The following is a 14262-nucleotide window of genomic DNA, read 5'->3' as shown; positions in this document are numbered from 1 at the left end:
GGCCGCGCGGCAAGGAGATATATTGCCAGACCGGAGGGGCCTGTGGAACGTCAAGTCCACTCTTCACAAGTCCTACACAATATATCGCCTTCTATAGCTAATAGAAAGACTGGTGCGAATCTTCCGCACGTATCAGATGATGACCCTTTGGTTCAGGAATATATAGAGATCGGTCACCTGTAGGTGTCTATCTACCCGCGCTTTTAGCAATGTAAACCGCGCTTCAGATAAAAAGAGGGAGCGCCGCGCACAACGCGACACTCCCCTAGCGATTCAAGAGAATCTATTAGGCCTCGAGAGCCTTCTTGGCAATGGTGGCCAGCTCGTTGAAGGACTCGATGTCCTCGTAAGCCATCTGAGCCAGGACCTTGCGGTCGAGCTCAATGCCGGCAACCTTCAGGCCGTGCATGAACTGAGAATAAGAAATGTCGTTCAGGCGAGCGGCAGCGTTGATACGGGTGATCCAGAGAGAACGGATCTCGCGCTTCTTGTTGCGGCGATCACGATACTGATACTGCAGGGAGTGCTGGACCTGCTCTTTAGCATGCTTGTAAGTACGCGAAGCGGCACCGTAGTAACCCTTCGCACGGTGCATAACGGTACGGCGCTTCTTCTTGGCGGCAACAGCGCGCTTAATACGTGCCATGTTCTATCAACTCCTAGACGGTAAGACGAAAAAAGGGAACGCGAACTTAGGCGAGACGCGACTTGATGACCTTGCGGTCGGCAGCGGCGATCTCGGTCTCCTTGCGGAAGCCACGCTTACGCTTGGTGGACTTCTTGCTCAGGATGTGGCTCTTGAAAGCCTTGGCGCGCATGAGCTTGCCGGTACCAGTCTTGCGGAAACGCTTCTTGGTGCCGCTGTGGGACTTCATCTTAGGCATGAAATACTCCTTAATCGGTTACAGAACACTAGTTACTTAGTATCGTTTGCCGCTTTTTCCTCATCGAAAGCGCCCTTAATCGGGGCGAGCAGCATAAGCATGTTACGGCCCTCCATCTTAGGCTTGGACTCGACCGTAGCGTAAGGCTTGAGATCCTCGGCGAGACGCTCGAGAACGTTAAGACCCTGCTCCGGGTGAGCCATCTCACGGCCGCGGAACATGATGGTGATCTTAACGCGTGCGCCCTTCTTGAGGAAACGCAGAACGTGGCCCTTCTTGGTCTCGTAGTCGCCAACATCGATCTTGGGTCGGAACTTCATTTCCTTGACCTCGACCTTAGACTGGTTCTTACGAGCGGCCTTGGCCTTCATGGCCTGCTGGTACTTGAACTTACCGTAGTCCATGACCTTACAGACCGGCGGCTCCGCGTTGGGAGCGATCTCGACCAAGTCGAGACCCTGATCGTCGGCGACGCGCTGGGCATCGCGGATGGCGAACAGGCCGAGCTGAGAGCCATCGACGCCAATCAAACGGCACGAAGATGCAGTGATCTCGTCGTTGATGCGGGTGTCATCAGACTTAGCTATTTTCCCTACCTCCATTCATAAAAAAATAACCCGGCGCTTCTCAGCAACCAGGTCGTACACATAGACATCCTCGAAATGAGGAAGTAAATCTAAGTTGTATGACCAGTCAGCTGCTCATTGGCGCCAAAAGGTGGGAACCCTCGGGTTCCTCTTTAGGGCATTGCGGGAACAACGCCTTGGCGATAATAACACGTACAGCGCGCTATCACATTACGTACACGAAAAAGGGGCCTTGGCCCCCTTGAAGCGCAGGTGCATGCATGGTGCCCGAGGCGAGACTCGAAGGGCTTTCGCTTTGCGAAACCCCGGGCTTCGGGCGCATAGCGCCCTCGCCACGCTCCGCTACAAACAGGCCGCCGGCCTGTTTGCTTAACGTTTCGCGCGCTCACGCGAGTTCGGCACGAAAAAGGGGGCCTTGACCCCCTTGAACGCTCAGCTGCATGTATGGTGCCCGAGGCGAGACTCGAACTCGCACGTTGTTGCCAACGGTGGATTTTGAGTCCACTGCGTCTGCCAATTCCGCCACTCGGGCACGTAATGCGTGAGTTAGTTTATCACAGCTTTCTGTTGATTAGTCCGAAAATGGAACTTCGAGCATTTCGATGAGCTCGACCGAACGGAGCATCTCGCGCCGACGGCATCCACGACCGTCGACCGAGACCTCCCCCATCTGGTTGTCATAGGGATCCTCGCGCATACCGTCGAAGACGGGTTCAAACCCTGCCTGGAACCGGGAATTTGCCACCATGCGCCACGGATCGAGGTTACCAAAATAGTGGCGGCGGCGCCATTCCTCCCCCATCCTACGCGCCGAGGAACCAAACGAGACATCGGCGTTGAGCCAGCCAGTCTGCGGCGTATAAAACTCCGCCCAGTCATGCGGCCCCACCGAGTCGGGCGCAACGTACAGGCCGCTCTGCCAGCGGGCGGGCACACCGGCAATGCGGCACATGGTGATAAACGTGAGCGCCATAACGCCACAATCACCGCGAAGCGAATGCGCACAGTCATCGGCGATGGAGCCCAAAAGCAGATACGGCGGCTGATAGCGATAGTCGATATGCAGCGTCAAGTAATCATAGATAGCCCGAGCTCGATCGAGCTGGTCCTCGAGCCCGTCAACGACACGCTCAGTCAGCTGCTGCAGATACGGCGTGAACGCAATGTGTGGACGGTCCTCGGAAATGTCCTCGGGCAGCGATGTGTCCATACACGGATGCGCTGGAAGCGCACCCCCATAGATATCGTGATAAGCGGCATCGATTTGATAACGATAGATCACCGAGAACGAGCGATCGGTCGAGGAGACCCACGAAGCGGTACGCGCCAAGGCGTTCGCAGGGGCAATGACCCCCTCCGGCGTCATATCAAGAATCTCGATCTGAGACTGCTGGCGGCAGGCAGCGGCAACGGGAAGCCACGCGCGAACGGCCTCTCCTTCCAAAGCCCCGGGGACAGACACGCACGCCTTAAGCGTAATGGTACGAGACAGCCCGCCCTGCGTTTCCATCTCCTCGAGCATCTGGTTGCGCAGCGCAATGCTATCCGTAGGATCGGGGCGCAGGCCCGGAACCTCCTTGGGATACACGCGCAAGGAATCAAGGAAATTGTCGAGGACAAATAGCTCGCCATCGATAAAACGCCAATCGATACGCTTGCGGTCAATCAGGTCGTCAAACTGCTTATCGGTAAACTCGGGCCATTCCTCGCGGATCATCTCAATAGCCCGATCACGCGACACCGAAAAATGAAGCGGCGTCTCGATCATGCGATACCGCTCGGCACGAACACAAGCAGCCAGCGAAGGCTCGGGGTTCTGCTCCAAAAGGCGATCGCAGGCAGCAACAGCCTGCGTCAAATACCCGGCATCCTTAAGACGAAGAATCTCGGGCGGCAGTCCAACATCGAGATGACGAAAGTCATCACAGCGAACATCAGCAGAGCAACCAACTGGACCCTCGTCAATAACCTTCCCATCCGAAGGCAGCACATTAATAACAGCCATACCAAAACTCCAAGTCACTAGAACGCTTGAAGCCCATTGTAGCGAGATAAAAAGAAAGCCCCAACAAGGGAGCCATCAACACCGCTGAACGGTAGTCAAATAAATAATTCAGCCTCGTAACCCTGCGGCGTTAAACGAAGGAAGCCCCGTCCCCCGGAGCTGTTTTCTTGGCGCGACTTCTGGCAAAGCCAGGTGAGCGCAAAGAAAACAGTGTAGGGGGACGGGGCTTCCGGCGGGAAGTTTAGCGACGCTTACGCCTTATTGACGGAGCCAAACTCCTCCATGAGCTCCCTGGTGCGAGCAACGATGTTGTCGCGACCAGGCTTGAGGAGCTTGCGGGGGTCAAAGCCCTTGCCCTGCTGATCCTTGCCAGCCTCGATGTACTCGCGGACGCCCTTGGCGAAGACGAGCTGCAGGTCGGTGTTGACGTTGATCTTGGAGATGCCCAGGGAGATGGCCTTCTTGATCTGATCCTCGGGGATGCCGGTACCACCGTGCAGAACGAGGGGCAGGTCACCGGTCTGGGCCTTGATCTCGCCCAGACGCTCGAAGGACAGGCCAGCCCAGTCGGCGGGATACACGCCGTGGATGTTGCCGATGCCGCAGGCGAGGAAGTCAACGCCCAGGTCGGCAATCTGCTTGCACTCAGCGGGGTCAGCGAGCTCGCCGTTGGAGGTCACGCCGTCCTCGGTGCCGCCGATGCCGCCAACCTCGGCCTCGATGGACATGCCCTTGGAGTGGGCAAGCTCAACGAGCTCCTTGGTGCGGTCGAGGTTAAGCTGGAAGGTCTCCTCGTGAGAGCCGTCATACATGATGGACGTGAAGCCGGCCTCGATGCACTTGAAGCAGTCCTCGTAAGAACCGTGATCGAGGTGAAGGGCGACGGGAACGGTAACGTCCGTGGCCTCGACGGCAGCCTTGACCATGTCGGCGCAGACCTTGAAACCGCCCATCCACTTAGCGGCACCAGCGGTGCACTGAAGGATCAGCGGAGACTTGGCCTCCTCGGCGGCCTGGAGAATAGCCAGGGTCCACTCGAGGTTGTTGGTGTTGAAGGCACCGAGAGCGTACTTGCCGGCCTCGGCCTTCTTGAGCATGTCTGCTGCGTTGACGAGCATAAAAGAAACCTCCTGTAAGGTTGCTCCAATAACGCCTGTGATTTTACCACGGCGTACCCGAGCATAAACGTTCGTTTGTTCACGAATATCGTCCAAACAGACTTTTTTGACCGTTTGCCCTACGGAATCGACCCGTTGGAGAAAAATAGCTTGACGTTTGGGCGCTTCTCGTGCTTTAGAAGCCGACTATTAAGCTACATCTGCATGAAAGGGTTCTGCATGAGCTCGCGTGCCATGGTGGTCGAAGCGCCATGGCCGGTTAGGCAAACGGTATCGGGCGGGAGAAGCCGGGCGAGCTTGGAGAGCGAGCGCAGAATCGCAGCCTCGTCTCCGCCGGAAAGGTCGGTACGGCCGTGGCTGCCCGGGAATAGCGTGTCGCCAACAAAGGCGATGCTTCCCTGCTCGGTGGCGGCGAACAAAACAATGCCACCCGGTGTGTGCCCGGGCGTCTCGATCACCTGCAGGCAGATATCGCCCACCTCAATAGCATCGCCCTCGGCGAGCAGGCGCGTCGGCTCCCCGGGGTCGGGCGTCTCAATGCCCCACATAGCTCGCTGTTCCTCGATATTCGCATACGGCACCGCCACATCCTTAGCACACAGCTCATACTGGCAGCCCTCGCCAACGGCGGTTCGTACGCCGGCAACACCACCAACATGATCGGCATGGCCATGAGTGCATACGGCGCCAAGCACGCGTACACCGGGATGCTCGGCTCGAATATACTCCACCAGGCGCTCGCCTTCCCATGCGGGGTCGATAATCACGCACTCATTGTCCGAAATAACAGCATAGCTGTTGGTCTGAATGGGACCGTTTACGAGCGTCTCGATCTCGACCGATCCTTTGGGAGTTAAATCCAAGGACGCAGCGCTCATATCCCTCTCCTCTCTATAGAACTCGAGGCATCAAACGATGCCTCGAGTGTAGCGAATATCGATAATGTGGCACGTTCGTCGCGACTAAACGCGGCGCTTGAGCTGAGCTCCACCCTCGCCAGGCATCAAACGACGTGCATCGTAGACCGAGTCGACGCTGCTAATCGATGCCAGCAGCGGATCCAGACCACTCGCGTCCGAGATCTCGACCATAAAGCGCAGGGTTGCAATACCCTCGCGGTTGGTCGACGTGGCAGCAGAAAGGATATTGCCGCCCGCATCGCCAATGGCAATGGTGACATCCTTGAGCAGGCCCATGCGGTCCAGACACTCGACCACGATCTCGACCTGGAAGAGGGTGTCGGCAGCGCCGTCCCACTCTACGTCAATCATGCGCTCGGGGTGCTCCATAAGGCCCTTGACGTTGGGGCAGTTGGCGCGATGCACCGAGACGCCTCGGCCGCGCGTGATGAAGCCGACGATGTCGTCGCCCGTCACCGGATTGCAGCAATGCGCCAAACGGACCAGCAGACCGCTGTTGCTCTCGCCCTTGACGATAATGCCGTTGCTGGCGCTCTTGCCGCGCTTTTGCGGCTTGCGGTTGGAGCCGCGGGCAGGCTGCTTGACGACCTCGGCAATGGCCTCGGCCTTGGTGAGCTGCTCCTCGGGCTTGGGGTCCAAGATTTGCTCGACCTTGTTACCCACAGCGCGCGGGGCGACTTTGCCCGCGCCGACGGCGGCAAACAGGTCCTCGAGCTGCTTGTAGTTAAACTGCTCCGCCACGGCGTTGAGCGCACGCGTGGATCGTGGCGTAGAGATGCCATACCCGCGCTTGCGCAGGTCCTTGGCCAGTATATCGCGGCCGGCGGCAGCGTCGTCGTCCTTGGTCGCGGCGGCAAAATAGCGGCGGATCTTTGACTTGGCGGAAGGTGTCTTAACGATCTTGAGCCAATCACGCGACGGCTTGGAACTCTTGTTGGTCAGGATTTCAACGCGGTCGCCCGTCTTGATTTCGTGCGTGAGCGGCGCCACCGCACCGTTGATCTTAGCGCCGACGCAGTGGTTGCCGACCTCGGTATGAACGGCGTAGGCAAAGTCGAGCGGTGTTGAGCCGGCGCGAAGCGCCATGACCTCTCCCTTGGGCGTAAAGACAAAAATCTCCTGGTCAAACAAGTCGACCTTCAGCGAATGCAGGTATTCCTTGGCGTCGGTGATCTCATCAGACGCAGCCCAATCGAGCGAATGTTTGAGCCAGTTAATCTGGTCGTCCAGACGCTGCGCGTCGTTGGTCTTGGAGGCAGACGATCCGCCCGACTTCTTGTACAGCCAGTGGGCGGCGATGCCGTACTCTGCCTGCTCGTGCATCTCGTAGGTTCGAATCTGAATCTCGAGCGGACGGGCCGTGGGGCCGATAACCGTCGTGTGAAGCGATTGGTAGTTATTGACCTTGGGCATGGCGATATAATCTTTAAAACGACCGGGCATGGGATGCCACAAGGTATGTACGGCACCAAGCGTGGAATAGCAATCGCGCACCGAATGAGTGATGACGCGCAGCGCCACCAGGTCGTAAATCTCGGAGAACTCCTTACCCTTGCGCTTCATCTTTTGATAGATGGACCAATAGTGCTTGGAACGACCGTTGATCTGAAAGCCCTCAAGACCAATGCGGTTGAGCTCGTCGGTGAGCGTCTTGATGGTCTCGGCCAGATAGCGCTCGCGAACCTCGCGCGACTCCGCCACCATGCGCGCGATGCGCTGGTAGGCGTCGGGCTCAAGGTAGAAGAAGGACAGGTCCTCGAGCTCCCACTTGATAGAGCTCATGCCCAGGCGGTCGGCCAGAGGCGCGTACACGTCCATGGTCTCGCGCGCCTTAAACAGGCGGCGGTCCTCGCGCAGGGCGGCAAGCGTGCGCATGTTATGCAGGCGGTCGGCGAGCTTGACGATGATGACGCGAATATCCTTGGACATGGCGAGGAACATCTTGCGCAGCGTAAGGGCCTGCTTCTCGTCCATGCTGTCGACTTCGATGTTGGTGAGCTTGGTCACGCCGTCGACGAGCTCTGCCACGGTTTCGCCAAACAGGCCGGAAACGTCGGCAAGCGAGGTTTCGGTGTCCTCGACGGTATCGTGCAGCAACGCGGCGCACACCACATCACAGTCCATCTTGAGATCAGCCAGAATGATGGCCACCTCGACGGGATGGTTAATGTACATCTCACCCGAGCGGCGCTTTTGGTTGCAATGCTTCTCGGCGGCAAAGCAGTAGGCCTGCTCCACCATGGAGAAGTCATCCTCATTCATATATTTGAGGCACAGACGCTCCAGCTTGTCGTAACTGTCCGCCATAATCTCGGGCGGCAGCTCATCGGCATGTTTATAGTGCTCCATCTCAGAAAAAGGCTGGAGGGTGGAATCATGGGCGGTACGGGCTGCGACATCCATCGAGGTCCCCTTCCCCTAGGCCCGCGGTACGATCGGGCGGTTAACTTTGGCTAGCATATCAGAAGCGCACGAATCGAGCGCCCAACTCCGGAAAGCCGAGAACTCCATGCGCGAGCGCAAGCCCTCCAAATAGCGAATTGACCTGCTCAATTGCACGCGGCCGGGGTTTTCTGCCATCGCGATGCGACGCGTATCGTCAAACCCCGAAACGCGGCAGAAACCGAGTTCTTCGAAGATTCCCAAGCCGCTTGCCACCGAGCGCTCATCGACCGGCGTGCGCGCGTCGATTGCAAGGCACATCTGCGCAATGTCGATATCGCTTGCGCAGAATGAATCGTCCCCCGTCTTGCCACGGTTGGAGCGCCACATGGTCTGCAGCGCTCGATAGAGCGTGACAAGCTCATCGCGCTCGGGCGCGTAACAATCGAGCAGGCGCTCATTAATACGAGCGTCACGCGACGAATAGAGCAGGTGGATCACGGCGGGCTGTCCGTCACGACCGGCACGGCCGCTCATCTGGTTAAACTCAATCGCGCCAAACGGCATATGGTAGAGCACGACATGTCGGATATCGGGCAGGTTGACGCCCTCACCGAAGGCCGAGGTCGAGACGATGCAGCTGAGGCTGCCATCTCGAAACGCCTCCTCGACGCGGCGGCGATCGGAACGCGCGAGCCCGGCGTTATAGAACGCGATATGGGTCGCACAGTCTGGCACGCGCTTGCGCAGCGTCTTGGCAAGTGCCACGGACTGGTCGCGCGAATTGACGTAGATAACGGTCTTCTCCCCCGTCGCCACAATCGACACCAGGCGATTTTCGCGGCTTGCGAGGTCTCGGTCATCCTCGAGCTGCAAGTTCTCGCGCACCGTCTCGTCAACCACCGTGCTGGTAATCGGCAATACGCGAGCGAGCTCTGCCACGACCGGAGCCGTCGCGGTAGCCGTTGCCGCCATGACAACGGGATCGCCTAGCGCTTTGAGAATATCGGGCATGTCGAGGTACGCGCTCCGGTCGCCACCTTTGGCAAGACCGGCATGATGCGCCTCATCGATAACGACAAAACCGATGCGCCCCGAACGCGCAAAGCGATCGCGGTGAATGGACAGGAACTCGGGCGTCGTGAGCACGATGCCGGTGCGGCCCGAAGCCAAACCGGCAAACACGTCATCGCGCGCCGCCTCCACGGTCTCGCCGGTCAGCACGCCAACACCAATGCCAAGCGCTGCCATCGTCGAAGAAAGGTGATAGGCCTGGTCGGCAACGAGCGCACGCAGCGGATAGACAAAGATGCTCGCACGTCCGCGAAGCACCGCCTCACGCGCGGCATGTACATGGAAGATGAGAGACTTGCCGCGGCCCGTTCCCATAACGGCCAAGACGCTCTTGTGGTCGGCCAAGGCATCGAGTGCCTCAACCTGCGCGCGGTGTGGCTGGTTCGAGCCGATAAAGCTATGGATAAGCGAGCGCGTCAGCTCGGTATAGGAAAGCTGGGCGAGCGTCTCGCGCTTACGCGACTCCAGGCGCAGGCCGGAATCCGCCGGTTGTACGCCGCGGCGAAGCTCGCATGCCGGATCGTCGACGCAGGGCGCCGTGGTATCGCGGACCAAAACATCCTTGATCATGAGCTTTGGCTTTACGCGACCTTGCCAATGCTCGGCCACGGCCTCGAACACCAAATCGACGGCGCTATCGCAATTGATGAGCTTATCGATCTGCGGCACGCGGAACATAATGGCCGGTACACTCGCGGCGCCATCGGTCGCCACGAAGCGCATATGCTCGCCGGTTTTGCCCACCACGGCACGATCGCACATTGTCACGCCCTCGGCCGCCAACAGCGGCACCTTGTTGCCCTGGCCAAACGGCTCAAGACGGGAGATCTGCTCGATGGTCTCAATATTCAGCTCGGAGAGGTCAACGGTGGCGGCAACCTCGTCGGTGTCCTCAAAGTCCTCGGCGGGAAGCTCGGACAGCACGGCGGAAAGGCGACGACGGAACTCGCCGAGCTTGGACGCCTCGATGGTCACGCCCACCGCACCCGCATGCCCGCCGCGACGAATCAGCAGGTCGGAGCAACGCTCGACGGCGTCGAACAGGCTGACCTTGCCCACCGAGCGACCCGAACCGCGAGCGATACCGTCTTCGATCGAGAACAGCAGCGCCGGCACGTGATAACGGTTGGTCAGACGGCTCGCTACGATACCCTTGACGCCCTCGTGCCAGCCCTCGCCGCCCACGATGATCGCGCGACCGCCGTCATAAGTCTCCTCGACCTTCGCCATGGCATCGCGTGTGAGCTCCGCCTCGATCTCGCGGCGTTGGCGATTGATTTCCTCGAGCTCGGCGGCAAGCGCACTCGCTTCGATGGGGTCGCGGGCAAGCAGCAGGTCGAGCGCCAGCTTGGGATCAGCCATGCGGCCGGCAGCATTCAGACGAGGGATGAGCGAAAACGACAGGCCATCGGCCGTAATGCTAGAGAGGTCGGCCTTGGCGAGCGCTGCCAGCGCGATGTAGCCGGGACGAGCCGTCACGCGCATCTGCTGGATGCCCTCGGCGACCAGTGCGCGGTTCTCGGGCGTCAGCGGCATCATGTCGGACACGGTGCCAAGCGCCGCAACCTCGATCAGCGAACGCCAATACGACGGTTTGCCCAAACGCTCGCCCAGGACTTGCACCAGCTTGAGCGCCACACCGGCACCGGCAAGCTCGCGCGAAGGGCCCTCGTCCTCGAGCTTAGGGTCGGTCAGGGGCACGCCCTGCGGCACCTGATCGGAGGGCTCGTGATGGTCCGTGACCACCAAATCGATCCCCAGGCTCTCCAGATAGGAGACCTCTTCCTTGGCGGCAATACCGTTATCGACGGTCACGATCAGCTGGGGGCGAGCGAGCTCGTTAACGCGGTCGAGCGCCGCGCGCGAAAGACCGTAGCCCTCGTCAAAGCGATGTGGAATAAACGGCGTGACATCGGCACCAAACGCGCGCAGTGCCTCGGTCAACAGACAGGTCGACGTAATACCGTCAACGTCAAAATCGCCAAAGACCGCGATGTGCTCGTGGTTGCGAATGGCACGCTCGACGCGGTCGGCAACGACCGACATGCCCGGGATAATGAGTGGGTCGGCCCAGTCGCGATCGAGTGAAGGCGTCAAAAACAACTGACCTTCCTCGATGGATGTAATGCCGTGCGCAACCATAATGCGCGCCACCAGCCCGGGTATGCCCAGGCCAGCCGAAAGCCCCTTTTCGAGCTCGGGGTTTTGCTGAGCGACCGCCCAGCGATGCGTCGTCTTAAGCGATGACATAGGCGCCCACCCCCGATAGGGGCAGGTCGCCGCGATACCTCTCACGGTTCATAGCGATGAGTCCTCTGTGTATGCCCGCTTCGGCAGGCAGATCTGTTGAATGGATTTATTATACCGTGCACCGCGGACGCCAATCGCTGCAGCACGCCGCGGTTTCGATAAACGATGCCGGTAATAGCCTCGAAATAATCGAGCATTTCTGACGCACGGACGCATGCGAGCGTCTAGCATATCCATTCAAAACGAATTCACGAGCAAAGGGAGTCGCAAGCGCATATGAAGCAGTGGGTTGGACTGGGCAAATTTCTCGCGGGGCACATGCAAATCATCGTTCCGATTTGCGTGACGCTCGGCGTGCTCTTTCCCCAGCAGATCGGCGTGCTCAAGCCCATCGTTCCCGCCCTGTTTGCCTTTATGACGTTCCAAGGTGCGCTCAGCAACACCTTTCACCAGGTGGCCGAGGTGTTCCGCCGTCCCCTGCATCTGATTTTGGCGTTATTTGTCTCGGCTGTGATCACCCCCATCGCGGCGTATGCCATGGGCTCACTGTTCTTTGGCTCCAATCCCAACCTTGTCTGCGGCATCGTGCTCGAGTACAGCGTACCCGTGGCAGTCACTGCCTTTATGTGGATTAGCATGTTCGGCGGCAACGGCCCGCTCGCACTCACCATCATCCTGACGTCTTCGGTTATATCGCCCGTGACGATTCCGCTCACGCTCAAGCTCCTGCTGGGCGCCACCGTCTCGATCGACGTGCCAAGCATGATGCAGAATATGGCCTTTATGATCGCCATACCCGCCGTGCTCGGTATCGTCATTAACGAACTCACGCGCGGCTGGGGTCATGAGAAACTCTCCCCCGCGCTTTCGCCCGCCTGCAAGTTCATGATGATGGGTGTCATCGCGTCCAACTCCACCGCCATGAGCGAGTACGTGCTGCATATGAACGTCGAGCGTCTGGAAGTCGCACTCTTTATCCTGGTCTTCGCCATCAGCGGCTTTATCATCGGCGTTCTGGTCGCACGCGCCCTGCACCTGCCATATGGCGAAACGACTACCATGTGCTTTACCTGCGGCATGCGCAACATCTCTTCGGGCGCCGTCATCGCCACGCAGTATTTTCCCGGCGAGGTCGTGTTCCCCGTCATGTGCGGCACGCTGTTTCAACAGGTACTTGCCTCGATTATCGGGCATCTCTTTGAGCGCTTGACTGGCGAGGAGCGCGCCAAACAGCGCAAGCGGGTCGAGGCCGGCCGCGACGCCATGGGACGCTAGACTGTCCGCATTACGCGGGTGATAGTCTTGCTATACGAGCGTTTCCAGATGCGCACGCAGGCGCTCTGCATCGATATCGAGCGTGGTCTCGGCATTGACCTGGGCCAAACGATAACCGACAAAGTAGGGCGAAACCACCCAACGCGGCAACACCTTGGCAATGGTCCGGCCGTCCATGTGGTAGAAGAACAAGTTGTACGACTCCGCGCGGCCGCCGTGGTGCTCGTGCAGGATATAGCGCAGGGCCACCTGAATCGCATCGGCAAACAGGTCCGTTTCGGCTTGGTCGCGGGCGTCGTCGCTGGCGGCGATTCCCTGTGGAGCCGAGACGTTAACCTCAAAGAATCCCATAATCGGTTCGGTTGAGATGTTGACCGAGATTCTCCCCTGTTGCCAAACATTGATGCCTTCGAAATTGGCGGAAGTCAGCGAAGCATAGCCGTCTTCCTGCTCCAAGCCCACAATCTGCATGTGTGGATGGACGAGGCTACCACCCGAAAGCGGGCCCTTGTTCTTGTACATGAGCACGCTTCGATACTGCTGTGAATCGATCATCTGCTGCCAGCAACCCAGGGCAAATCGTATCACATGATGCAGCTCGTCTGGTGCATAGGTCACCAAGTCGGCATCGTGATCTGCCGATTCAATCAACACGGTTTGACGGGTGACGCGCAGGGTCTTGAACTTGTTCTCGAGCCAAATGCAGTCACCATCGCGCTGGATGATGTTGGCGAGCCCCTCCGTGTCGCAAAAGGGGCACGCGGTGCCAGGGCGCCGGTTGTCGTCGGGCTTACCGTTCGCCTGCTGGACGTCAAATACCAGCGCCACGGGTTATACCTCCAGCGGCACGATCTTGGTGCCATGAAGCTCGGGGACGCCTAGCGCTGCCGCGACCGCGTCGCGATTTGCCGTAGTGATGCCGCCGCCGGGAAGGATGGTCAAACGATCACCCGCATACTCGATTAAACGAGCCAGGTGATCGAAATTATCCTCGATCGACGTACCGGCCGCGCCGCCATGCGTGAGGATGCGCGTAACGCCGCAGTCGGCAAGTGTATCAATCGCATCGAGTTGAGCCTCGGGCGAGAGCTGGTCAAATGCCATGTGGAAGGTAATGTCAAGGGACTCGCGCTTGCATTCCTCGGTCGCACACCCCGCGGCCATAACGAGGGCGCCGAGCGTAAGCTCGTCAAGCGCCCATCCGCCGGCACAAGGCTTGCAGCAGCCAAAGACCAAGCCGTCGGCGCCGGCGCTCACGGCAAGGCCCAAGTCCATCTCCATCATGCGCAGCTCGTCCTGGTTGTAGTGAAAGTCGCCGCCACGCGGGCGAATCATGCACATCACTCGCGCGTCATGCTCGTGAGCATAGCTGACCGTAGCGCTGATAACGCCGGCCGAGGGCGTGGTACCACCGACGGCAAGGTTGTCGCACAGCTCGATGCGCTTTGCACCGGCGTCGATAGCCGCCGGCACCCGCTCAAAGTTCTCGGCACAAAACTCGTACAGCATAGATAGACCCCCAAAGACAGCAGATGTTTTCCGACGGGCATTGTCGCACGCCCCCATGAAGTTGCGGTGGAATAGGGACTCTTTTGGCCTCTGAGACTCCCATTTAGTCCCTATTCCACCGCAACATAAAGGGAGTAGTCGTTGGCATCTGCCACAACGTCGATGTTTTGGCGAAGTCAGCGAAAGCCCGCCAGAGCGAGCAAGGTGCCTTGAAACAAGGCGGCATTGACCTTCTGGTCATGCCGCCGAAGTTGAAAG

The 14262-nt window shown here is 59.1% G+C and carries 11 protein-coding genes and 1 tRNA gene; 1 reads left to right on the top strand and 11 read right to left on the bottom strand.

Annotation, left to right across the window (positions count from 1 at the left end):
- Window positions 1–286 precede the first annotated feature (286 nt).
- The 9 genes from rplT to recJ all read right to left on the bottom strand — a co-directional run bounded on the left by rplT (window position 287) and on the right by recJ (window position 11220).
- Window positions 287–646 (bottom strand): 50S ribosomal protein L20, encoded by a 360-nt coding sequence (rplT, locus tag DXD94_RS07850; RefSeq protein ID WP_006234421.1) that lies wholly within the window; start codon window positions 644–646, stop codon window positions 287–289.
- Between the two features lie 46 nt (window positions 647–692).
- On the bottom strand, window positions 693–884 hold the full coding sequence (gene rpmI, locus DXD94_RS07845; RefSeq protein WP_117734492.1) for a 50S ribosomal protein L35: 192 nt from the start codon (window positions 882–884) through the stop codon (window positions 693–695).
- Between the two features lie 32 nt (window positions 885–916).
- Entirely contained in the window at window positions 917–1486 is a 570-nt protein-coding gene (gene infC, locus DXD94_RS07840; protein ID WP_117734493.1) for a translation initiation factor IF-3, read from the bottom strand.
- A 430-nt stretch (window positions 1487–1916) separates the two neighbouring features.
- Window positions 1917–2003 (bottom strand) — tRNA-Leu (locus DXD94_RS07835).
- 39 nt (window positions 2004–2042) lie between these two features.
- The gene (locus DXD94_RS07830; RefSeq protein ID WP_117763734.1) at window positions 2043–3476 is read right to left on the bottom strand and encodes a transglutaminase-like domain-containing protein; all 1434 of its coding nucleotides are present in this window, start codon (window positions 3474–3476) and stop codon (window positions 2043–2045) included.
- A 251-nt stretch (window positions 3477–3727) separates the two neighbouring features.
- Window positions 3728–4594, bottom strand: coding sequence for a class II fructose-1,6-bisphosphate aldolase (gene fba / locus DXD94_RS07825; RefSeq protein ID WP_117763733.1), 867 nt, complete (start codon window positions 4592–4594; stop codon window positions 3728–3730).
- Between the two features lie 194 nt (window positions 4595–4788).
- Window positions 4789–5472, bottom strand: coding sequence for an MBL fold metallo-hydrolase (locus tag DXD94_RS07820; protein WP_117763732.1), 684 nt, complete (start codon window positions 5470–5472; stop codon window positions 4789–4791).
- A gap of 84 nt (window positions 5473–5556) precedes the next feature.
- Window positions 5557–7917, bottom strand: coding sequence for a bifunctional (p)ppGpp synthetase/guanosine-3',5'-bis(diphosphate) 3'-pyrophosphohydrolase (locus tag DXD94_RS07815; protein ID WP_117763731.1), 2361 nt, complete (start codon window positions 7915–7917; stop codon window positions 5557–5559).
- A 15-nt stretch (window positions 7918–7932) separates the two neighbouring features.
- Window positions 7933–11220 carry a single-stranded-DNA-specific exonuclease RecJ gene (gene recJ, locus DXD94_RS07810; protein ID WP_117763730.1) on the bottom strand — a complete coding sequence of 1096 codons (3288 nt, stop codon included), beginning with the start codon at window positions 11218–11220 and terminating at the stop codon, window positions 7933–7935.
- Window positions 11221–11496: 276 nt separating this feature from the next.
- On the opposite strand from recJ, the gene DXD94_RS07805 reads away from it, so the two are divergent.
- Window positions 11497–12495 (top strand): bile acid:sodium symporter family protein, encoded by a 999-nt coding sequence (locus tag DXD94_RS07805; RefSeq protein WP_117763729.1) that lies wholly within the window; start codon window positions 11497–11499, stop codon window positions 12493–12495.
- 30 nt (window positions 12496–12525) lie between these two features.
- On the opposite strand, the gene DXD94_RS07800 is transcribed toward DXD94_RS07805, so the two are convergent.
- Together DXD94_RS07800 and DXD94_RS07795 are read right to left on the bottom strand one after the other, a co-directional pair.
- On the bottom strand, window positions 12526–13323 hold the full coding sequence (locus DXD94_RS07800) for a DUF4931 domain-containing protein (RefSeq protein ID WP_117763728.1): 798 nt from the start codon (window positions 13321–13323) through the stop codon (window positions 12526–12528).
- A 3-nt stretch (window positions 13324–13326) separates the two neighbouring features.
- A complete protein-coding gene (locus tag DXD94_RS07795; RefSeq protein ID WP_117763727.1) occupies window positions 13327–14004 on the bottom strand; it encodes a copper homeostasis protein CutC in 678 nt (225 codons plus the stop codon).
- Window positions 14005–14262 lie beyond the last annotated feature (258 nt).

It is taken from the genome of Collinsella sp. TM10-22, assembly GCF_003466125.1.
GTDB lineage: Bacteria > Actinomycetota > Coriobacteriia > Coriobacteriales > Coriobacteriaceae > Collinsella.
Note: the sequence above shows the minus strand (reverse complement) of the source record. Positions and strands in the feature narration are given on the sequence as shown.